Genomic DNA, 20,847 nt, shown 5'->3' on the forward strand with positions numbered 1-20,847 from the left:
CGGCCGGTCTGGTTCACGCAGCCCCGGGCCACAGGCTGCGCAGCTCGATCCGACGACCGTGCCGGTTGATGAACGTCCATCGGCCCGGTTGGTCCGGGTTCGCGCCGGCCTCCCAGGCCATCGTGATCCCGGTGGTGTCCACCAGTGTGTGGTGATGCCAGCACAACAGCGCCGAGTTCGCGACGGACGTCTCCCCGCCGTCGGCCCAGTGCCGTAGTGCGTGGTGCACCTCGCACCGGCTCGGAGGCTGATCACACCCAGGGTAGACACAATGCTGGTCTCTCGCGATCACCGCCTTGCGCATCTGGCCCGTCACCGTGCGCTGCGCACGACCGACGTCGATAGCCGTCCCGTCCGCGCCGAACACGACCCGCGTGATCTCCGCATCGCACGTCAGCCGGCGCAGCAGATCGCGCGGGATGACGCTGCCCGTCGCCGACGCGCCGGTGAACGTCGCGGGCTGGGCCGTCAAGGACGTCAGGTCCGCGGGCCGGAGCCCGCCGGTGCCGGTCTGTGCGGCAGCTCCCGCGTGCGCGGCAGCCCGGTCCGTGTACCGGATCAGCTCCGTCAGTGAGACCGTGACGTGGACGTGCGGCCGCACCGCGGCACCCGTGCCGACGCGACCGTTGTCCAGCACGTCCCGGGCGACGTCGGCCAGGGCCTGCGCACGGCGTTGCGTCGGCGTGCGGTCGTCGCCCGGTGTCGGAGCGCCCATCATCGAACCGAGCACCGTCGCCAGCAGCTGGCCGTGCTCGTCCGTCAAGAACCCGTTGACGTGCCAGCCGCCGAAGGTCGGGGAGACCTCCAGGTGCTCCCGCTCGGCAGCTTTCCGGTATCCGCGGTCGTCCGCGTCCGGGTCGACGACCTGCCCGAACCGCCTCAGCACCTGGCGGAACCGCGACGGGTCACAAGCGCCCGCCAGGCCGGTCAGATATTCCTCGCCGGTGATCGGCGGGGGCGCAGGGATGTCGTCCTCGGCCGATCCGTCGCCTCCCGGCCCTGCGGAGTCCGTTCCCTCCGAATCCTGGTCCGCTGGTTCGATGGTCGCTTCGTTGCCGGTGGGCGCATCGGGAACATCACCGGCCGGCGGGCCGGGAACCACGGTCGGCACCACGCCGGGCGGCAGATCGTCCGGCTCGATCGGTGCGGCGAGCGCGGCCTTGCGGGCGTCGCTGGTCGGTGCCACGTCCACCAGTGCGCGCACGTGGTCGGCGCCGATGTCGCCCGCGAGCGCCGTGGTGCGAGTGGCCGGCAGGTGGTCGCGCAGCGCTCGGCCGGTCCGGGTCTCACGCTTTGCGGTCGTCGTGCTGACGTTCTCCGTCCGCGCCAGCCAGGCCGAGAAGTTTCGTGCGCCTGTCGTCTGCCACGGAAGCTCCGCCTCGATGACGGGCAGCCAGGTGAGCCGGAGGGTGTCCAGCCGCGTACCGAGTGCGCGGAGGCGGGGTGCGGCGGACGCAAGACGGGAGACAGCGACGCCACTTGTCGCAGCGTGCCCGCCGACACCCGCCACCGCGTCCGGACCGGCTGACACGACGAGTTCGTCGGTCAGGGACTCCAGGTCGGTCAGCGTCTCTTCGAAGGTGCGGGCCGCGGGCTCCTGGCCGGACGGAGGCGGGGTCGTGGATGCCATGGTGCTCCGCCCCCGTCCTGGTCTCTTGCGGTTCCCGGTGCGGGTACCTCACCTCTCGATTCTATCGAACATGCGTACGCATGGCGCACGCTGTTTGAAATCTGTGGATGACCTTTTTGGTCGCCTCAGAGGGTGCGAGCCGTCAGCTGGAGAACGGGTGCTGCTCCACGTAGTGCGGGTTGTACATGACCCCGAGGATGTTCCCGAACGGGTCCACCACGGACGCGGTGACGAAGCCGATGTCGCCTCGCGGGGTGATCGGCTGGAACTCGGTCGCGCCCAGCTCCAGCAGGCGCGCCACCATGGCCTCCAGATCGTCGACGTGCCAGTACATGAGCGCGCCGCCCGGCGCGGAGGGCAGGCCTGGCGGCGCGAAGGCCCGGCTGACGAGGCCGAGCTCTGCCTCGTTGTCGCCGATCCGGAACTCGGCGTAGGCGAGTGCCCCGTCGGGGCCGGGGCGCTGGAAGTACGGCTCCACCCCGAGCAGCTCGGTGTACCAGGCGGCGGCTGCGGTGACGTCGTCGGCCCAGTAGTTGATGGTGGCAAATCCGCGAAGGTTCATCAGGCCATCAGAGCACCACCCACTGACACTCGTGCCCGCCGACGCGCGGGACTCACCGCTGGGCGAGGGTGATCTGACGCGACCCTCCAGAGCCCAGGCCGGGGCCGCCGGACGCCGTGTCAACGCACGACGTCCGGGGGCCGGCCTCGCTACGCACCGATCAGCCGCCCGACCTCTCAGCCGGAACAGGACGGGACAGCCGCGGACGCCGTCGCCGCCTCCAGCGCCTCCCGCAGCCCGGCCGCCGTACCCTCCGCCTGAGCCCGCGCCGCGATCGCCGCCATGCGGGCCTGCTCCGCCTCCGCCGCCAGTTCCCGTGCCGACGCCAGAGCGTCACGCGATGCGGACAGCTCGCCCTCCAGCCGGGCGACCGACGCCTCTGCGCCGGCGCGGGCCGTCTCGGCCGCCGCCTGGTCCCGGTGCGCCTGGGCGGCGTCGGTCCGGGCTGCCTCGAGCGCCCCGCGCACATCGGCCAGCGACTCCCGCAGCCCGACGGCGGCACCCTCCGCCTGCGCACGGGCCGCCTCGGCGTCGGACCGCGCGCGTTCGGCAGCGGCCGTAGCGGCCCGCTCCCGGGCGAGCTCGTCCCGTGCGGCGTCGAGCGCCTGTCGCACGGCGGCCAGGTCGCCCTCCAGCCGGGCCGACGCCGCCACGGCATCTGCCCGCTCCTTCTCCACCGCGGCACGATCCTCCTCGGCGGAGCGCGCCTGCTCGCGCGCCGACTCCAGGACCGCACGGAACTGCGCGAGCTCCGCGTCCGCCTCGTCCACGCGCGCGGCCAGAGCGTCCGCCTCACCGACGACGGCGGTCAGCGCCTCGTCCTGCGCGGCGGCCGTGGCCTCGTGCTCGGACCGCGCCACCTCGATCGCGGCGCCCCACAGCGCATCGAGGCCGCGCTCCACCAGCGCGGTGACCGCCACCGGCAGCTCGGGGAGGGCCTGCCGCGCTTCGTCCTCCGCAGCCTTGCCGTCTCGCCACTCCCGCAGATACTTCGTGGCCGCCGCATTGGAGCAGCCGGCGCGCTCGCGCACGTTCGTCACCGTGACAGCAGCACCCTCCGCTGTCAGCGCCTCGGCAGCCTGGAAGACGCGTTCCTTGTCCCGCACGTTGTTCCCCGATCCATCAGTCATTCCGGCCCACAGTTTTGCGCGCACGCTCCGTGCTCGTAGTAGTACGAGTAGTCCTGTGATACTACTACGACTCCCGGTCCCACACTGTACGCACCCGCTTTCCTGAAGCGGGTGCGTACAGAACTGGTGATCGGCTAGATATCAACGCTTTTCGGCAGTTTTGAGCGCTCCGGAAGTGCCGCGAAGAGCACATAGTGAGCATCGATGACGGCGGCTCCGCACCGCTGGACGAGCGCTCCGTCGCTACTGGCCCCCGGCGGCGACCCGCGCACCGCACCTTGAACCGTGAACGCTCCTGTGCTCCTTCCCGCGGTCCCTCTCAGTGGCGACCGCGGAGGCAGCCAGGAGCGACGCGGCAGCGAGGCTGCCCCAGAGGGCGACCGGGCCGAGGGGAGCGAGCGCCGTGATGACGGCGGGGGAGACGGCGAGGCCGAAGCCCGTGGAGATCTGGAACCGCGCGAGGGCGCGAGGCGGGGCAACCGTGACGCTACGGCTCGAGGCGCTGGCGCATCCGGTGCGGCTACGGCTGCTGCGGACCCTGGTCCGCGGCCCGCACACGACCGGTGAGCTGGCCCACGCCTGGGAGCTGTCGGCTCTGCTCCGCTAAGGCCCCGCAGAGGCCCCCCGACGAGCCCGAGCGCCCCCGGCGCTCAGCGCTCCTCGGCGTCCTTGACGAACACGATCCCGTCAGCGGCCGCGAGCTGCGCCGGGTCGAGCGGGGCGTACCCGAACCAGGGGGACACACGGGCGTCCGGCAGGTGCTCCCCGAGCGAGGCGGCCAGCCGACCGGCGTCGACCAGGTGGTGCTCCCCGGGCAGCGCGTACAGCAGGCCCTCCACGCTGTCCGGCACCGGAACGTCCACGCCCCGGTGCCGGATGGTGCCGACGGCCGTGGCCAGGAAGGCGTATCCCGCGCCCAGCTCGACGTCGACCAGCGCCCCGGCGCCCCACCACTCCAGCCTCGGGTGGTCCCACATGCGCATCGTGCTCGGGGTGCGCTGCAGGTGGCTGTTGTGGGCGCTCACCAGCACCGTCCCCCGCTCGGCGAGAGCCAGCAGGTTGGCGGCGATCATCGCGTCCCGCACACCGAGCAGCCACGTCATGCGACCCGGAGAGGTGTCCGCCATCCAGAAGTGGTAGCGCAGCAGGCCCGTCGCGGTACGCCCGTACAGGCGGGCCCGCTCCCACTCGGCAGGGGTGGACGCGGCGATCAGCCCGGGCGCGTGCGCGCCGAGCAGCGCCACGAGGTCGTCAGCGATGAGCCGCAGCTCCCTCGCTTCCGCCGACTGCCCCGCGGAACGGGACGGGTCCATCATGGCGGCGGGTTCGGTCCACCGGTCGTCGGGGCCGATCAGGCTGTCGAGGGAGTCGCCGGAGCAGGGGAGCAGGCCCGTGCCCAGCCGCTCCGCCAGGAATCCGTGCAGCGCGGTCAGGGCCTGCCGAGGGCTCGCGGCGGCCGTGATCTCCAGCGGGCCGTCGACACCGGCGAACCGGATCCGGTCGGACGCCGGCCGGCCCGCGTTGAAGGACCGCATCCAGCGCACCAGCTCGCGGTTGCCCGGGAACGCACCCCACTCGTGGCTGAAGCCGCGTGCCATCACGTCGTCGAGGTCGTCCTCGGCGGAGGCACCAGCCGTGCCCTCGGCACCACTGATGTAGGCGTCCACGAGCAGGCCCATCAGGCAGTCGCTCTCCAGAGCGAAGGTGCGATAGCCCTCCTGCTCGACGAGCTGACGGAAGAGCTCGTTGCGCACGGCGTGCAGGCTGCCCTCGCCGTGGGTGGGTTCGCCCAGCGCGAGGATGCGCGGGCGCGCCGGGAGCAGCGCCATGACGGCTGCGGAGTGGACGGGACGGATGGTCTCCTTGAGATCTGTCGTCATTCCCTCAAAGGTATCGTTGAAGTTCCGGTTGAAACTTCTTCCTGATATGGGCGTACAGATGGGTATGAACCCTCAAACCGATACTCAGCTCAGGCCGATCGACCTGGCCCGTGAGCACGGCCTGTCCACCCAGGCGATCAGGAACTACGAGGATGCGGGGATCCTCCCGGCCACCGTCCGCACGCCGACCGGATACCGCGCCTACACCCCACTGCACGCGCGTGCGCTGCGCGCCTTCCTCGCCCTGCTGCCCGGGCACGGCCACCGGACGGCGTCGGCGATCATGCGAGCGGTGAACGACGGCGATGTCGCCGGCGCGCTCCGACTCATCGATGAGAGCCACGTCCAGCTTCTCGACGACCGCCGGACGCTCCAGGCGGTCGAGGGCGCCCTGCGCGATCTGGATCCCGCCGGCACAAAGACCCGCCCGGAGGCCGACACAGGGACCGGCACCACGCCCGCACCCCGCACCGGACCACGCGACACGTTCATCGGCCCCCTGGCCGCGCAGCTCCGCCTCCGGCCCGCGACGCTGCGCACCTGGGAGCGCGCCGGCCTGGTGCGGCCGCGCCGGGACCCGCAGACCGGCTACCGCGTCTACGACGAGGCCGCCGTGCGGGACGCCAGGCTGACCCACCAGCTGCGCCGCGGCGGCTACCTCCTGGAGCAGATAGCCCCGCTGATCGCCCAGGTCCGGTCGGCCGGCGGCCTCGAACCGCTGGAGGCGGCGCTGGAGGACTGGCACGGCAGGCTGTCCGACCGCGGACGAGCGCTGCTGGCCGGCGCCGCGGCCCTGGACGCGTACCTGGACCATCTCGATCGCAGGCGGTAGGACGTCGGCCCGGCCCACTGACGCCGAGCGCGTCCGCGAACCCTGAGCACGTTCACCGCTCCTGGGTGCGCAGCCGTGCCGCCTGCTTCATGAGGTGGGTCCGCTCGAACAGGCTCGTCGCCCGGTCGGCGGCGATCGTGTAGTGCCGGATCGCCTGGGCGGCATCGTCCGCGCGCTCGTACAGGTGGGCCGCTACCGCGTCCCATCGCGCGAGCTTCGGGTCGACGTCGGCCAGGACGGCCAGTTCCGCACGCGGACCGTCGACCTGACCGACGGCGACCGCCCGGTTCAGGGCGACGACCGGGCTGTCCGCGAGCCGGGTCAGCTCGTCGTACCACTCGAGGATCTGCGTCCAGTCGGTCTCCTCGGCGGTGGGCGCGTCGTCGTGCAGGGCCGCGATGGCGGCCTGCGCCTGGTACTGCCCGAGCCGGTCGTTGGCCAGCGCCGCCTGCAGGACGTCGACGCCCTCGGCGATCATCGCCGTGTCCCACAGCGACCGGTCCTGCTGGTCCAGGGGGATGAGCTCGCCCGAGGCGTTGTACCGGGCGGCCCGCCTGGCGTGGTGCAGGAGCATCAGGGCGAGCAGGCCGGAGACCTCGGGGTCCGCGATGTCCACGGCGTTCCTGGAGGCGGCCGCGACGAGCTGGCGCGTCAGCCGGATCGCCTCGTCGGCGAGCGAGATCTCGCCGGTGAAGCCCTCGTTGAAGATCAGGTAGAGGACGTGCAGCACTGCCTGGACGTCGCCCGGGGTGTCGAACCGCTCACCGGCGATCGTGCGCTTGGCGCGGGAGATGCGCTGCGCCATGGTGGCCTCCGGCACGAGGAAGGCACGGGCGATCTGCGCGGTGGTGAGCCCGCCGACGGCGCGCAGCGTCAGCGCGATGGCCGACGCCGGGCTGAGCGCCGGATGGCAGCACCTGCTCAGCAGGAGCAGCGTGTCGTCCGACTGCTCGGTGGGGCCGGGCGCGGGCTCGTCGTGCACGCGTTCCTCCCGGCGCCGTCGGGCCGCCTCGGCCCGCTGTGCGTCGATCAGCTTGCGGCCGGCGACGCGCAGGAGCCAGGCCTTCGGCTCGTCCGGGAGGTCTTCGGGCCAGTGGCGCACCGCCTCGATGAGTGCCTCCTGCACGGCGTCCTCGGCCGTCGCGAAGTCCGCTCCGCGACGGACGAGGACGCCCAGGACCTGCGGCGCCAGCGTCCGCATCAGCTCGTTCACCTGGTCGTCGCTCACGTGGCCGTCGTCCACCTGGTCCTCGTGCATTCCGCGGTCCTGACCTACTCCGCAGTTGCCTGCAGCTCGGCGAAGAACGGTCGCACCTCGAGCCACTCGTGGAGCGGGCGCCCGCCCTGGCCGGGTGCCGCGGAGAGCTCGGCGGCCGCCTCGTAGGCCCGCTCCTGGGACTCGACGTCGATGATCATGAAGCCGGCGATCAGGTCCTTGGTCTCCGCGAACGGCCCGTCGGTCACCGGGGGCCTGCCTTCGCCGTCGTACCGGACGAACGTGCCCTCCGGCAGGAGCGCGCCCTCGCTGACGAACTCACCGCGCTCCGTCAGCTTCTCGGCGAACCGGCTCATGTAGTCGATGTGCGCCGTGATCTCCTCGGGCGTCCACTGGTCCATCATGACCTCGGTGCCGGGGACAGGTGCGGGGCCGTTGTGCCGGTAGTGCTTGAGGATCAGATACTTCGCCATGGTGTTCTCCCTGGTGGAGGGCCTGTCGCCGGGCCCATCGGTCGTGGACGCGGTGCGCGCCCTCGCCCCTGGGACGGAGCCGGTCGCACGTTCTCGACATCAGGATCCCGGATTCGCGAGAAAATGTGCGGCGAGTTTCTTCCCCGCCGGGTCAGCCCGCCGCCCAGGCCCGTGCGGAGCCGATCGCGGTGACGTTCGCGGGCGCGTCCGAGGCTGTGGACGCGCCCGCGCCGGTGGGCTCGAACGAGGTCGCCTGGAACGCCGCGCTCATCGTGTCGCCCAGCGCGTCGAGGTCGTCCTCGAACAGGCCCGCGTAGGTGGACAGCGTCAGGACCGGCGACTCGTGCCCGAGCATGCGCTGCACCGCCTTGACCGTGGCTCCGCCCGAGATGGCGAGGGACGCTGCGGTGTGGCGCAGGTCGTGCAGGGTGAGGGTGTCGAAGTCCTCGGCGCCCGGCCCCAGCGTCGTGCCCGACAGTGCGGTAAGCAGCCTGGTCCGGCTCACCTTCTCGCCGCGCGTCCCGTCCCGGCGCGTCCGGTCGACGTCGGCCACCAGGGACCAGGTCGCCGGGTCGCAGACGCCGGTGGGCTCCAGCCCGGCGTCGGACTGGAGCCGGCGGACCGCGGCGACCACACCGTCGTCGTACAGGCCGGAGGCGCGTAGGCCGAGGGCCTCGCGCAGCGTGCGGACCGCACGGCCGGCCGCGAGGACGGCGGGCCGGAACGCCGACCGGTCGAAGCTCTCCCGGCGCAGGGGACCGCCCCGGGTCCCGGTGAACAGCAGGTCGGCGGGCGTCCGGCCCGCGGCCTGTGCCGCGACGTCGGCCACGAGGATCGCGGGCAGCGGGACCTCGCGCCGGGCGTGGGTCTTGGTGTCGCCGAGCAGCAGGGTGCCGTCGTCGAGGCGGGTGTACGCCTTGCTGACACGCACGCGACGGCGCAGAGGGTCGACGTCGGCCACCGTGAGCGCGCTGACCTCGCCCCACCGCAGGCCGGTCAGCGCCGTCAGCAGCACGAGGGTGCGGGCCTGCGGCGTCCTGGTGGCGTCCGCCACGCGGCGCAGCTGCTCGTGCGAGAGGTAGCGGTGGGGCTTGGTCTTCGGCGCGCGCGGCAGGGCGGGCACCTTGCCCGACGGCGTCCGCGCGGGGTTGGTGCGCAGGCGCCGCGCGTCGACGGCGGCGTCGAGCAGCGCCACGAGCAGGCGGGCCGCATCCCGCCGCCGGGCCGGCGAAGCGGTCTCGCCGGTGGTGGGCGAGGTCATCGTCGCGGCCCAGCGGGCGACGTCCTCGTGCGTGACCTGCCGCAGCGGCCGGTCACCGAACGTGGGCGCCACCAGGGACCGGAAGCGCTCGCGCTCGGCCTCGATGGTCCGGGGCGCGCGGTCGACGCGGAACTCCTGCCAGGTCGCGAACCACTCGGCGACGGTGACCCGGCCGGCCGCGGGGTCCACCCATTCGGCGTGCTTGCCCGCCTCCTCCTGGCGCCTCGCCTCCGCGAGCGCCTCGCGCTTGGCGGTGAAGCGGCGGGTGCTGCGCAGGCGCCCGTCGACGCGGTACCGGCCGACGTGGCCCGTGCGGCCCTCGGAGTCGGTGCGCTGCTCGGTGTAGGCCACGTGGTGAGGGTATCGGGCGTGACGGCGCAGGTCAGGGAGCGACGCGGGGTGGGACGTCGGCGAGCCATGCGGTCGATTCCTTGGCGAGGCGGCGCGCTGCTGCTTACGGCGGTCGGTCACGGCTGCCGCGCTGCCGTGTGGTCCTCCAGGTTCCGCAGCCGCCGGACCGGGCTGGCGGCGAGGATCGCGGGGGCGGCGAGGAGCACGAAGGCGGAGCCCAGGAGCACGGCGCGGGTCCCGGCGGCCTCGGCGATCGCGCCGGCCAGCAGGCCGCCCAGGGGGATGCAGCCCCAGGACACGAACCGTACGGTGCCCATGACGCGGGACAGGAGCTCGGGCGGGCTCGCGACCTGCCGGTAGGTCCGGGTGACCACGCTCCCGGGGACGACGCTGGCGGCGAAGACGATGTTGCCGACGGCGAACCAGGCCCAGCCCCACTGGCCGGTGCCCGAGGGGAGGAGCAGCGCCCCCGCGAACCCGAAGAGTCCCACGAGCAGCACGACGCGGGCCGATCCGAACCGCCGCACGAGCCAGGGTGTGGCGCCGGCGGCGAGCAGCGCGCCGAGCCCGCCGGTCGCCAGCAGCAGCCCGACGACGGCCGCCGGTGCGTGCAGCTCCCGGACCAGGTAGATGGCGAACAGGGCGTGCTGTGCGCCGCAGACGGTGTTGACGACGCACGCCCACCAGGTGCACGGCGCCATGACGGGGTGGGTGGTCACGAACCGCCAGCCCTCGGCGATCCTGCGGTGCACGGGGGTGGGGTCCTGCGCGCCCGGCTGGCGTCGTTCGGGCAGGGTGCGCAGCAGGACGGCGGAGACGACGTAGGACACCGCGTCGAGCAGCAGCGCGGGCACGGCGCCCGCGAGCTGGACCACCAGCCCACCGAGAGAGGGGCCACCGAGCTCGGTCACGGCGTGGGTCCCGGACATCAGGGAGTTGCGGCCGGTGAGCTGGTCGCGGGGCACCACCGAGGTGATGAAGGTCGTGTTGGCGCTGAAGAAGAGCACCTCGGCGAAGTTCAGCGTCAGCGCGACCAGGAACAGCTGCGCCAGGGTCAGGTGTCCGGCCCACCACGTCAGCGGGACGGACAGGATCGCAGCGGCCCGTACGAGGTCGGTGATGACCTGGGTGGCGCGGAGCGGCCAGCGCTGCACGATGGCGCCGGCGGGCAGCCCGATGACTATCCAGGCCAGGTAGGACGCCGCGGCCAGGAGACCGGTCTCGAACGGTCCCGCGTCGAGCACGAGCACCGCGGTCAGGGGCAGCGCGATCGTGGTGACCGCTGAGCCCATGCTGCTGGTGGTCGTGGCCGCCCAGTAGGTCCAGAAGCTGCGGGTAGCGGTCGGGGCCGTCGTCGTCATCGTGTGCCTCCACTCGAGGATAGTAAGTTCCAAAATGGAACTGACCAACGGTAGGGTGACAGACGACGGGGCACGAGAGCAACGCGGCGGAGCACCGGCGTACGAGAGGATGACCGCATGCGCAAGGAAGACCTGGCTGACGCCGACTGCGGCATCGCGCAGTCGCTCGGCGTCGTGGGCGACTGGCAGAGCCTGCTGATCGTGCGTGAAGCGGCCGCCGGCGTCTCACGCTTCGAGGCGTTCACGCACGAGCTCGGCCTCAGCAGGCGTGCCCTGACCGAGCGGCTGGGCCGCCTGGTCGAGGACGGGGTCCTGGAGCGGCTGCAGTACTCCGAGCACCCGCCCCGGTTCGACTACCGGCTCACCCGGCGCGGCGAGGGCCTTCTCCCGGTCCTCGTCGCGCTCCAGGAGTGGGGGACACGCTTCGTGATGGGCGACGGCGCCGTCTCAGGTGCCGTGAGCGACGCCGAGTCCGGCCGCGTGCACGGCCTCCTGGACACACGCGTGCCGGACGTCGCCCTGACAGCCCACGACGGCAGCACGGTCACCCTCGCCGACGCCGACCGGTGGACCGTCCTGTTCTTCTTCCCCGGCGCCTACGCCCCCGAGACGAACGGCTACCCCGACGGCTGGGGCGACATCCCCGGCACCCGCGGCTGCACGCTCGAGTGCCGCACCTACGCCAGGCACAGCGCGGCGCTCGCCGACGCCGGAGCGCGGGTGCTCGGGGTGTCCACCCAGCGCCCGGACCAGCTCGCCGCCTTCGCCGCGCACGCTCAGCTGCCCTACCTGCTGGCCTCTGACCAGGACGGCCTCGCCGCGTCCGCCCTGCGCCTGCCGGTGTTCCGGGCCGGCGGCGCGGACCGGCTCAAACGGACCACGCTGCTGATCGCACCCGACGGCACGGTGCGCGACGTCCAGGCACCCGTGACGGATCCCGCCGGATCCGTGGAGGAGATGCTCGCCGCCGTCAGATCACACGAGCCTGGCCGGTCAGGGCGTTCCACCCGAGCCGGCCGCCGAACGCGAGCAGCACCAGCCCCGTCACCCGGTCGGTGACCCGCGCGATCGCGCGCCCGGACAACCAGCGCTTCGCCAGGGCGGCAGCGTTGATCAGCAGGGCCAGCCACACGAACCCGAGGACGTCGTGCTCCACCGCGAGCAGCAGACCCATGAGCAGGTGCGGCACGTCGTCGGGCAGGAACTGGGGGATGGTCGCGAGGTAGAAGACACCTACCTTCGGATTGAGCAGGTTCGTCGTGGCGCCCACCGCGAACGAGCGCCAGGCGGACCTCGGCGCGCCCAGGTCGTCACCAGGGATGTCCGCGCCGCCCGGCGCCTCACGCCGCAGGGCGACAGCGGGCAGCGCGTCGTAGCGGCCAGGGCGGAAGCTGGACCACAGCATCTGCCCGCCGAGCCACAGGAGGTAGCCGGCGCCGGCCAGCGTGAGCGCGCGGTACGCGGTCGCGGAGGCGGCGAGCACCGCCGTCGCACCCACCGCGGCGGCCACTCCCCAGACCAGGACGCCCGCGTTGATGCCGAGCGCCGTCGCGTAAGCATGCCTGCGGCCGCTCACGACGGCCGTGCGCAGCACGAGCGCGCTGTCCAGGCCGGGCATGATCGTCAGCGGGATCGCGACCAGCGCGAACAGGACCATCGCCTCGAGCACCGTCACGGGCCGAAGGCTACCGGTGCCGGCCCGGACCGGGAAGGTCCGCTCACCCGGTAGTTTGGGAACATGCGCGTTCTCGTCTCGGGTGGAGCCGGCTACATCGGCTCGCACACCGTCCTCGCCCTGGTAGCCGCCGGTCATGACGTCGTGGTGGTCGACGACTTCTCCAACTCCAAGCCCACCGTGCAGGGCCGCCTGGAGGCGCTCGCGGGCCGTGCGATCCCGGTCCACGCGTTCAACCTGACCGACATCGACAAGACGGAGGCGCTCTTCGCGCACGAGCACATCGACGCCGTCATCCACTTCGCCGGGTACAAGGCGGTGGGGGAGTCGGTGGCCAAGCCGCTCGAGTACTACCGCAACAACCTGGACTCCACGTTCGCCCTGGCCACGGCCATGACGAAGTACGGCGTGCGGAAGCTGGTGTTCTCGTCGTCGGCCACGGTGTACGGCGAGAAGGCCCCGGTGCCGTACCGGGAGGACTACGAGTACCTGTCGTCCTCGTCCCCGTACGGGCAGACCAAGGTGATGATCGAGCGGGTCCTGTCGGACATCGCGCAGATCTCCGAGGGCTGGAAGGTGGCGCTCCTGCGGTACTTCAACCCGGTCGGCGCGCACGAGAGCGGCGACATCGGCGAGGACCCGCAGGGCATCCCGAACAACCTGATGCCGTTCATCGCGCAGGTCGCCGTGGGGCGCCGGGACAAGCTGACGGTGTTCGGGAACGACTACCCGACGGCCGACGGCACGGCCGAGCGCGACTACCTGCACGTCACCGACCTGGCAGCCGGGCACGTGGCGGCGCTCGAGCACCTGGACGACATGACGGAGCCGGCGCGCGCGTTCAACCTCGGCACCGGTACGGGGACGTCGGTCCTGGAGCTGCTCAAGGCGTTCGAGCGGGCCGTCGGGCGGGAGCTGCCCTACGAGATCGGCCCGCGCCGGGCCGGTGACCTGCCCGCGTTCTGGGCCGACCCGACCCGCGCGAACACCGAGCTCGGCTGGCGCGCGACCAGGACGATCGACGACATGTGCGCGGACACCTGGCGCTGGCAGTCCAAGAACCCGAAGGGGTTCCCGGACGCCTGACCGGGCAGGCCCGGCGTCAGACGACCGGGTTGCCGATGGGCGGGGTCTCCAGCCGGTCGAACTCGAGCTGGGGCAGCTCGCCGTCGAGGTCATGCTCCCGGCCCGGCCGGGGAGCCGGATGCGGGTTCGGCAGCGGGCCCGAGCGTAGGATCGGCCGCTCGCGGGCCACCCGGTCGAGCACGGACTGGTCGAGCGTGGGGCGCTCGTTCGTCGGCACGTCGTGCGACGCCGTCGGGCGCGCGGTCCGGTCCACCGGCTCGGCGTGTGCCTCCTCGAAGGCCCGCACTATCGACCAGGGCAGCCGGATGTAGCCCTCGACGTCGAACCCGTTGGCGATGGCCCAGGCCCGCATCTGGGCCGGCGTCGCCACGCTGCGTCCGTTGGTCGGCTTCTTGGCCCCGGTGTCGTCGTCCAGCTTGGGGAACTCGACGGGGGTGGCCTCGACGATCGGCTCGATCACCGCGTCCCGGGGGCAGCCGATCGTGTCCGCGACCCGCCACAGCTCCTGCCGGGCCTCCAGGTGGTACCGGTCGGCGGCGATCGCCTGGCGCACCAGCGCGTCGAAGAACTTCCTGCGGATGTCGGCGGCGGCCTCGGGCGTGAGCCGGTAGAGCGGCTCCGCGTCGGCGAGCCCGGCGGACGTCTCCGGCGTGAGGCGTCCGTCCTGGAGCAGCTCGGCGACGAGCGCCAGGTAACCGTGGGTGTGCACGTCGGCGACGGCGGAGATCGCGTCGGCGAGCGGCTGTCCCCCGAGGGTCGTGAGGATGCCGGGGCCCCGGCGGCCCGGCCACGGGCGAGGCGGCTCGGCATCCCGGCTGGGCCCCGCGGGCCAGGGGTACACCCAGGCCCGTAGCGTGACCTGCAGCAGCTCCGGCAGGTCGGACGTCCCGTTCCCGCTCTGCAGGAACCTGCTCAGCAGCCCCGCGGTGGCGCGGGCCTCGTTCACGGGGCTCGTGTGCGGCGGGACGCCGCCGCCCTCGAACGGGACCCCTGCGGCGGTGCAGCAGTCCGACAGCCGCCGGTGCACCAGGCCCGGCAGGTAGTGATAGCTCGCGTCGACGGTCGTCAGCTGCGCGAACGCGGGCAGCTGCCACCCCAGGTGCGACAGCTCGGCCCGCAGCACCTCGATGCCGAGCCGGCCGTTGTGGGTGATGATCGCCATCTGCGAAAGGCGTTCGCGCAGGGTGGCGGCGACGTCGGCGAGCGCGATCCACGCCCCGTCCGGATGCAGGACCGCCGACCACTCGTCGACGACCGCGCCCCGCTCGTCGACCCGCACGACGGCGATCTCCCGCAGGCGCGCCCGAGCCACCCGGATGCCGGTGATCCGGGTCGACACCGCTGCGTACGCGGGCTTGCCTACGCGTTCGTCCCTCGCCATGCGCGTCCTTTCTCGACAGCCGTGCCGCCAGTGGCGCTACGACGCGCCACAGGGTGTCATCAGCGCGGGAGTCCTGAAAGTGGAGATCGTACGAATATGTCGGATTTTGTGAAAATCACTACCAAAGATAGCGGACCGCCCCCTGATTATTAACACTTGTGGTGGGTGTTTGGCCACCGTCTGGGGTGGGTCAAAAGGGGAGGTCATGGTGTTGTCGAAGCTCTCGATCATGGACTGGCGCGCGATCGCCGCGCTCGGTTTCGCTCTTCCGTACGTCGCTCTGACGCTCTTCGGGGGTCGGTTCGGCTGGTCCGCGCCAACCGGTTCCGACGCTCTGACCAGCCCAATCACCATCGTGACACTCGGTTGCCTCCTTGCCGGAGCCGCCCTGGCGCTGGCTCCCGTCCTGCAGGACGGGAACTATCCGGTCCTCAACATCCTTGTTGGCGGAGCCATGCTGCTCGGTTTCGGCTGGGCCGTCCTCGTACTGGCTCAGGCGAAGTATGGCTGTGACCCGGTGAATCTGCTTCCCGGATGCGGGTGATCTTTTGAAAATGCGTGCCAACACCTCCGTCATGCAGTTTTCTCGTGCCGGTTCCGGTGTCTTCGGGACACAATGCGAACGTGTTCCAGCGCCCCGCTAACCACCGGCTCGCCAGCCGCGAGCTCGTCGCTCTCGGCACGGCGAGCCAGGTGCCCACCAGGACCCGCAACCACAACGGCTACGCGCTGTTCTGGGACGACGAGGTGATCCTGTTCGATCCCGGTGAGGGCACCCAGCGCCAGATGCTGCACGCGGGCATCTCCGCGACGGCCCTGACCCGGATAGCGATCACCCACCTGCACGGCGACCACAGCCTCGGCCTGGCCGGGGTCGTGCAGCGCATCAGCCTCGACGCTGTGCCGCACACCGTGCCCGTCACGTTCCCGCAGTCCGGCAGGCGCTGGATCGAGGCGCTGTGCGACTCCACCGCGTACTTCCATCAGGAGCGCCTCGCGCTGCAGGGCCTGTCCCACGACGGCGTCGTGCCGCGCGTGCCGGGGGAGGTGCACGGCCCCGCGGTCCTGCGGGCGGCCCGCCTCGACCACTCCCTGGAGGCCTACGGGTACCGGCTCGACGAGCCGGACGGCCGCCGGATGGACCCCGACCGGCTCGCCGCCGCGGGGATCAGCGGGCCCGACGTCGGGCGGCTGGCCCAGGAGGGCGCGCTGCACACCCCGCACGGGACCGTCCGGGTCGAGGACGTCAGCGACCCGCGACCGGGGCAGTCGTTCGCGTTCGTGATGGACACCCGGATGTGCGACGCGGTGTGGCGCCTCGCCGACGGCGTCGACCTCCTCGTCATCGAGTCGACGTTCCTGGACCGCGACCGGGACCTCGCACGCGACCACGGGCACCTGACGGCCCTGCAGGCGGCGATCGTCGCGGCGCAGGGCGGCGTACGCAGCCTGGTGCTCACCCACTTCTCGCAGCGGTACACCGACCCGGAGGAGTTCGAGAAGGAGGCGCGCACGGTGTTCGACGGCGAGCTCACCGTCGCGGCGGACCTGGACCGCGTCCCGGTGCCCCGGAGACGGTGACAGCGACCGCCGCGGCGTCCCCTTGACCTTCACCCTGGGGGAAGCGCCAGCCTCCTGGGCACCGGCGACCCCGCCGAGGACGAGGATGGTGAGAGTGGAGCAGCTGAGCATCGGCGAGTTCGCCAGGATGTCGGGCCTGACGCCGAAGGCGTTGCGGCTGTACGACGACCTCGGCCTGCTCGCCCCCACCAGGGTGGACCCGTTCAACGGGTACCGCTGGTACGCACCCGAGCAGCTCGACCAGGCCCGCCTGGTCGCGCGGCTGCGCCTGATCGGGATGCCGCTCGCGCGGATCCGGGCAGTCGCAGCCCTGCCGCCCGGAGCTGCCGCGGCGGAGATCACCGCCTTCTGGAGGCAGGCCGAGGCCGACACGGCCTCACGGCGCTCCGTCGTCGCCGCCCTCGTCGACGACCTGCGCACGAAGGAGACCACCATGGCCACCACAGGGCCGACGCTCACCGCCCGCAGCGCCGCACGGCTCGGGCAGGGGACCCGCCCTGCCCAGCAGGACGCGCTCCACGCCGGGCAGTCCCTGTTCATCGTCGCCGACGGCTTCGGACCCCACGGGAGCGCGGTCCCGGCGGGCCTGGCCGTCAGCGCGTTCACCGCCCTGGACACGCCCTGGGACGAGACCGACGGAGACCCGTCCGCGGCCCTCCTCGCCGCCGTCGCCGAAGCTGAGCGCACGCTCACCGCCGAGGCCTCGGCGCTGACCGACCCGGACCACTTCGGCACCACCCTCACCGCCGCGCTGCTCGTGGGTTCCACCGTCCTCAGTGCCCACATCGGCGACTCCCGCCTCTGGCTCGTGCGCGACGACCGGGCCGGACAGCTCACCCGGGACCACACGGTGGTCGCCGCACTGATCGAGGAGGGCCGGCTCACCGAGGACGAGGCCCGCTCGCACGAGGACCGCAGCCTCCTCAACCGTGCGATCGTCCCGGCCGGGACGAGGGGCCACGCCGACGCCAACACCGGCATCAGCGCGGGCCCGGACCTCGCCACGACCGCCGTCCGCCCGGGCGACCGCCTGATCCTCACCGGAGACGGCGTCCACGCCGTCCTCGAACCCGGCCACCTCGCGGCCCTCATGGTGGCGCAGGGCGACCCGGACGACGTCGGGCAGGCGATCGCCGACGCCGTCGAGCAGGCCGGTGCGCCCGACAACTACGCGCTGATCGTGGTGGACCTGGCCGCCTGACGGTCACCCTTGCCGGCCACTCTTGCCTGCGACCCGCGTCCAGGGGCAGTTCTCCCCGTTGACCTGCCCCTGGACCCGAACCACGATGCCGCCCATGAGCATTCCGGTGAACCCCAGGTCGAACCCCAGGGCCTGGGACGGCGCCGTCAACCTCCACGACCTGGGCGGCCTCCCGCTGGAGGACGGCGGCACCACCGCGCCCGGGCGCGTCTGGCGCTCCGGCGCACCCGAACCGATCACCCCCACGGGCTGGGCCGAAGCGCTCGAGGCGGGCCTGACCACCGTCGTCGACCTGCGCAACCCCGCCGAGATCAAGCAGGCCCGCGACCGCATGCCCGGCTCCGCGCGGCCGAGCGAGCTCGTCACCCGCAGCACCCCCACCGAGGACCCCGGCGACCCCCACTTCCTGGAGACCTGCGGGCCGTGGCTCGACCATCCGCGCTCCTACGCACCCAACATCGCGATGTACCCGCACCTGATCGGCGGCGTGTTCCGGGCGCTCGCCGACGCGGCGGGCCCGGCGCTGGTGCACTGCGCGGCGGGCCGCGACCGGACCGGGATGATCACCGCGATGCTGCTGTCCCTGGCGGGCGTCGAGCACGAGGCGATCGCCGAGGACTACGTGCAGGCGTTCCGCGGTACCACCCATCGCGGCGGCGTCACCTACGACGAGGAGCAGGGCGCCTGGGTCCAGCACCCGGGGGAGACCTGGACCGCGCAGCAGCTCGAGGTACGCGTCCGCGAGCGCCGCGCGGCGCTGCTGAGCTGGCTGGCGGAGCTGGATCCGGTCGCGTACCTGCGGTATGCCGGGCTGGACGAGGGGCGGATCACTGCCCTGCGGGGCCGCCTGCGGACTGCGGAGCCGTGGTCTGGGTCTGTGTTGCGCGCAGCTCGAGGGTCATGAACACGCTGTACGGGTCGAGGGTGTAGCTCCCGAACGGGCCGCACTCGGCGAAGCCGTGCCGGGCGTACAGCCGGCGTGCGGCGGCGAAGTAGTCCTGTGGTCCGGTCTCCAGGCTGATCCGGGTGTAACCGCGCCGGTGCGCCTCGGCCAGTACCTCGCCGAGCAGCGCCGAGGCGACGCCGCGGCCCCGGGCGTGCGCGGCGGTGCGCATGGACTTGATCTCGCCGTGCGGTCCGGTACTGCCGGGTCCGGTGTGGTCCGGGTCGCCGGTGGCGTCGAGCCGGCTGAGGGCGCCGCAACCGAGCAGGGTGCCGTCGTCGCGTGCGGTCCAGAAGGTGATGGTCGGGGCGAGCAGCGCCGAGTGGTCGAGGGCGTGCACGCTCTCGGCGGGGGAGGCGGCGAACATGTCGGTGAGGTGCTCGTCGAGGAGCCGGCGGACGTCGTCGCGTGCGGGGGAGTCGATGGCGATCTTCACGGCCCCATCTTCCGTCGGCCGAGGCCCGGATCGTCCGCATGGCGGGCCCGTGTGGCGCACGTCACCTTGTGGCGGTAGGAATCTCCTCGTGCGCAGTGCCGCGCCCGGTAGTCCGGATCACCGAGGAGAACCACGATGTCGTTGCCCAGCCCGAGCTACACGATCACCCTGCGCGTGGAGGTGGCGGCGTCGCAGCGTGCCACGAGCTCGGTGGTAGCGGCGGTAGCTGACGCCGGGGCCGCGGTCATGGGCGTGGACATCGCGCACTCGACGTCGCACGGCCTGGTCGTGGACGTCACGTGCGACACGATCGACGCGGAGCACGGCGAGCGGGTCGTGGCGGCCGTGAACGCCATCGAGGGTGCCGAGGTGCTCAAGTCGAGCGACTCGACGTTCCTGATGCACCTGGGCGGCAAGATCGAGGTCACGAACAAGGTGCCGCTCAAGACGCGCCGGGACCTGTCGCGGGCGTACACGCCGGGTGTGGCGCGGGTGTGCCTCGCGATCGCGGAGAACCCGGAGGACGCCCGCCGGCTGACGATCAAGCGCAACACGGTCGCGGTGGTCACGGACGGCACGGCGGTGCTGGGCCTCGGCGACATCGGCCCGGCCGCCGCGCTGCCGGTCATGGAGGGCAAGGCGGCCCTGTTCAAGGAGTTCGGCGGGGTGGACGCCTGGCCGGTGTGCCTGGACACGACCGACACCGACGAGATCGTGCGGATCGTCAAGGCGATCGCGCCGGTGTACGGGGGCGTGAACCTGGAGGACATCGCGGCGCCGCGCTGCTTCGAGATCGAGGCGCGGCTGCGCGAGGAGCTCGACATCCCCGTCTTCCACGACGACCAGCACGGTACGGCGATCGTGGTGCTCGCGGCGATGATCAACGCGCTCAAGGTGGTCGACAAGAAGCTGGAGGACGTGCGGATCGTCGTGTCCGGCGTCGGCGCGGCGGGCAACGCGATCATCCGGCTGCTCAAGGCGCAGGGTGCGCGGCACATCGTGGCGTTCGGGCGGGACGGCGCCCTGCACCCCGGCGTCGTGACCCAGGACCCGCACCGGCGCTGGATCGTGGACAACACGAACGTCGACGGGTTCGCCGGCACCCTGCAGGAGGGGCTGAAGGGCGCCGACGTGTTCATCGGCGTCTCGGCGGCCGGGATCCTGTCGGGGGCGGACATCGCGCAGATGGCCGAACGCGCCGTGGTGTTCGCCCTGGCGAACCCGACGCCGGAGGTCGACCCGCTGGAGGCGTCGCAGACCGCGGCGGTGGTGGCGACCGGGCGCAGCGACTATCCCAACCAGATCAACAACGTGCTCGCGTTCCCCGGGCTGTTCCGTGGCCTGCTGGACACGGGCGCCAAGGACATCACCACGGAGCTCCTGCGGGTGTCCGCGGTCGCGATCGCCGAGGTCGTCGGGCCTGACGAGCTGAACAGCGCGTACATCGTCCCGGGCGTCTTCGACCACCGGGTGGCCGAGGCTGTCGCCGACGCCGTGCGCAAGCAGGCGTGAACACGACTTCGGCCCGGACGTCGTTGACGTCCGGGCCGAAGTCATGCCTGCCGAGGTCGTGCCTGGCGAGCGGGCAGCTCAGCCGATGTTGCTGATGGTGGCGTTCACGAGGCCGCTGACCATCGCGGCGGTGCCGAGAACGAGCACGAGCAGGGCGCCCGTGGAGGCGACGAGGGGAATCCACCAGCGGACGGGGTCCGGCTGGGTGCGACGGTCGTCGATGCGGTACTGATAGTTGTTGTTCACACTGTTGCTCACACTGATAGAGACGTTCGGGGACGGGTAAACGATGCCCGGGTATCGATAACGGTTCGGGAACGGTCCGCGGTCCCGGGA

21 protein-coding genes are annotated in these 20,847 nt (G+C 72.3%); 9 read left to right on the forward strand and 12 right to left on the reverse strand.

The window, feature by feature from the left end; all coding sequences use genetic code 11:
* Positions 1 to 13: 13 nt before the first annotated feature.
* From ACFO6V_RS00690 to ACFO6V_RS00700, 3 genes are all read right to left on the reverse strand, one after another.
* Positions 14 to 1,630: an HNH endonuclease signature motif containing protein gene (locus tag ACFO6V_RS00690; protein ID WP_377131121.1), complete on the reverse strand. Its 1,617-nt coding sequence runs from the start codon at positions 1,628 to 1,630 to the stop codon at positions 14 to 16.
* Between the two features lie 142 nt (positions 1,631 to 1,772).
* Positions 1,773 to 2,192 carry a VOC family protein gene (locus ACFO6V_RS00695; RefSeq protein WP_377131123.1) on the reverse strand — a complete coding sequence of 140 codons (420 nt, stop codon included), beginning with the start codon at positions 2,190 to 2,192 and terminating at the stop codon, positions 1,773 to 1,775.
* A 176-nt stretch (positions 2,193 to 2,368) separates the two neighbouring features.
* Positions 2,369 to 3,322 (reverse strand): DNA-binding protein, encoded by a 954-nt coding sequence (locus ACFO6V_RS00700; protein ID WP_377131125.1) that lies wholly within the window; start codon positions 3,320 to 3,322, stop codon positions 2,369 to 2,371.
* 481 nt (positions 3,323 to 3,803) lie between these two features.
* On the opposite strand from ACFO6V_RS00700, the gene ACFO6V_RS00705 reads away from it, so the two are divergent.
* Positions 3,804 to 3,929 (forward strand): helix-turn-helix domain-containing protein, encoded by a 126-nt coding sequence (locus ACFO6V_RS00705; protein WP_377131127.1) that lies wholly within the window; start codon positions 3,804 to 3,806, stop codon positions 3,927 to 3,929.
* 43 nt (positions 3,930 to 3,972) lie between these two features.
* Here the strand turns inward: ACFO6V_RS00705 and ACFO6V_RS00710 are convergent, their stop codons facing one another.
* On the reverse strand, positions 3,973 to 5,202 hold the full coding sequence (locus ACFO6V_RS00710; protein WP_377131129.1) for an erythromycin esterase family protein: 1,230 nt from the start codon (positions 5,200 to 5,202) through the stop codon (positions 3,973 to 3,975).
* A gap of 64 nt (positions 5,203 to 5,266) precedes the next feature.
* Here ACFO6V_RS00710 and ACFO6V_RS00715 point away from each other — a divergent pair, with 64 nt between their 5' ends.
* Entirely contained in the window at positions 5,267 to 6,034 is a 768-nt protein-coding gene (locus ACFO6V_RS00715) for a TioE family transcriptional regulator (RefSeq protein WP_377131131.1), read from the forward strand.
* A 52-nt stretch (positions 6,035 to 6,086) separates the two neighbouring features.
* On the opposite strand, the gene ACFO6V_RS00720 is transcribed toward ACFO6V_RS00715, so the two are convergent.
* The 4 genes from ACFO6V_RS00720 to ACFO6V_RS00735 all read right to left on the reverse strand — a co-directional run bounded on the left by ACFO6V_RS00720 (position 6,087) and on the right by ACFO6V_RS00735 (position 10,696).
* The gene (locus ACFO6V_RS00720; RefSeq protein ID WP_377131133.1) at positions 6,087 to 7,292 is read right to left on the reverse strand and encodes an RNA polymerase sigma factor; all 1,206 of its coding nucleotides are present in this window, start codon (positions 7,290 to 7,292) and stop codon (positions 6,087 to 6,089) included.
* Between the two features lie 14 nt (positions 7,293 to 7,306).
* Positions 7,307 to 7,723, reverse strand: coding sequence for a YciI family protein (locus ACFO6V_RS00725; protein ID WP_377131135.1), 417 nt, complete (start codon positions 7,721 to 7,723; stop codon positions 7,307 to 7,309).
* Positions 7,724 to 7,874: 151 nt separating this feature from the next.
* A complete protein-coding gene (locus ACFO6V_RS00730) occupies positions 7,875 to 9,335 on the reverse strand; it encodes a tyrosine-type recombinase/integrase (RefSeq protein ID WP_377131137.1) in 1,461 nt (486 codons plus the stop codon).
* 116 nt (positions 9,336 to 9,451) lie between these two features.
* Positions 9,452 to 10,696 carry an MFS transporter gene (locus ACFO6V_RS00735; RefSeq protein WP_377131139.1) on the reverse strand — a complete coding sequence of 415 codons (1,245 nt, stop codon included), beginning with the start codon at positions 10,694 to 10,696 and terminating at the stop codon, positions 9,452 to 9,454.
* A 117-nt stretch (positions 10,697 to 10,813) separates the two neighbouring features.
* Between ACFO6V_RS00735 and ACFO6V_RS00740 the strand changes: the two genes are divergently transcribed.
* A complete protein-coding gene (locus tag ACFO6V_RS00740) occupies positions 10,814 to 11,755 on the forward strand; it encodes a winged helix-turn-helix transcriptional regulator (protein ID WP_377131141.1) in 942 nt (313 codons plus the stop codon).
* Here the strand turns inward: ACFO6V_RS00740 and ACFO6V_RS00745 are convergent.
* Entirely contained in the window at positions 11,667 to 12,371 is a 705-nt protein-coding gene (locus ACFO6V_RS00745) for a LysE family translocator (protein ID WP_377131143.1), read from the reverse strand. The genes ACFO6V_RS00740 and ACFO6V_RS00745 overlap by 89 nt on opposite strands.
* A gap of 63 nt (positions 12,372 to 12,434) precedes the next feature.
* Between ACFO6V_RS00745 and galE the strand changes: the two genes are divergently transcribed.
* Positions 12,435 to 13,457, forward strand: coding sequence for a UDP-glucose 4-epimerase GalE (gene galE, locus ACFO6V_RS00750; protein ID WP_377131145.1), 1,023 nt, complete (start codon positions 12,435 to 12,437; stop codon positions 13,455 to 13,457).
* A 16-nt stretch (positions 13,458 to 13,473) separates the two neighbouring features.
* Here galE and ACFO6V_RS00755 read toward each other — a convergent pair whose 3' ends face one another.
* Positions 13,474 to 14,838, reverse strand: coding sequence for a 3'-5' exonuclease (locus ACFO6V_RS00755; RefSeq protein WP_377131147.1), 1,365 nt, complete (start codon positions 14,836 to 14,838; stop codon positions 13,474 to 13,476).
* A gap of 205 nt (positions 14,839 to 15,043) precedes the next feature.
* On the opposite strand from ACFO6V_RS00755, the gene ACFO6V_RS00760 reads away from it, so the two are divergent.
* The 4 genes from ACFO6V_RS00760 (at position 15,044) to ACFO6V_RS00775 (ending at position 18,524) form a co-directional block, all read left to right on the forward strand.
* Entirely contained in the window at positions 15,044 to 15,382 is a 339-nt protein-coding gene (locus tag ACFO6V_RS00760) for a hypothetical protein (RefSeq protein WP_377131149.1), read from the forward strand.
* A gap of 80 nt (positions 15,383 to 15,462) precedes the next feature.
* The gene (locus ACFO6V_RS00765; RefSeq protein ID WP_377131151.1) at positions 15,463 to 16,419 is read left to right on the forward strand and encodes a ribonuclease Z; all 957 of its coding nucleotides are present in this window, start codon (positions 15,463 to 15,465) and stop codon (positions 16,417 to 16,419) included.
* Positions 16,420 to 16,513: 94 nt separating this feature from the next.
* A complete protein-coding gene (locus ACFO6V_RS00770; RefSeq protein ID WP_377131153.1) occupies positions 16,514 to 17,620 on the forward strand; it encodes a MerR family transcriptional regulator in 1,107 nt (368 codons plus the stop codon).
* 94 nt (positions 17,621 to 17,714) lie between these two features.
* Positions 17,715 to 18,524: a tyrosine-protein phosphatase gene (locus ACFO6V_RS00775; RefSeq protein WP_377131155.1), complete on the forward strand. Its 810-nt coding sequence runs from the start codon at positions 17,715 to 17,717 to the stop codon at positions 18,522 to 18,524.
* Here ACFO6V_RS00775 and ACFO6V_RS00780 read toward each other — a convergent pair.
* Positions 18,448 to 18,999: a GNAT family N-acetyltransferase gene (locus ACFO6V_RS00780; protein ID WP_377131157.1), complete on the reverse strand. Its 552-nt coding sequence runs from the start codon at positions 18,997 to 18,999 to the stop codon at positions 18,448 to 18,450. The two genes, ACFO6V_RS00775 and ACFO6V_RS00780, sit on opposite strands and share 77 nt — an antisense overlap.
* A gap of 135 nt (positions 19,000 to 19,134) precedes the next feature.
* On the opposite strand from ACFO6V_RS00780, the gene ACFO6V_RS00785 reads away from it, so the two are divergent.
* Positions 19,135 to 20,511 carry an NAD-dependent malic enzyme gene (locus tag ACFO6V_RS00785; RefSeq protein WP_377131159.1) on the forward strand — a complete coding sequence of 459 codons (1,377 nt, stop codon included), beginning with the start codon at positions 19,135 to 19,137 and terminating at the stop codon, positions 20,509 to 20,511.
* A gap of 78 nt (positions 20,512 to 20,589) precedes the next feature.
* On the opposite strand, the gene ACFO6V_RS00790 is transcribed toward ACFO6V_RS00785, so the two are convergent.
* On the reverse strand, positions 20,590 to 20,769 hold the full coding sequence (locus ACFO6V_RS00790; protein WP_377131161.1) for a hypothetical protein: 180 nt from the start codon (positions 20,767 to 20,769) through the stop codon (positions 20,590 to 20,592).
* Positions 20,770 to 20,847: the final 78 nt, after the last annotated feature.

It is taken from the genome of Promicromonospora alba, assembly GCF_042654905.1.
GTDB lineage: Bacteria > Actinomycetota > Actinomycetes > Actinomycetales > Cellulomonadaceae > Promicromonospora > Promicromonospora alba.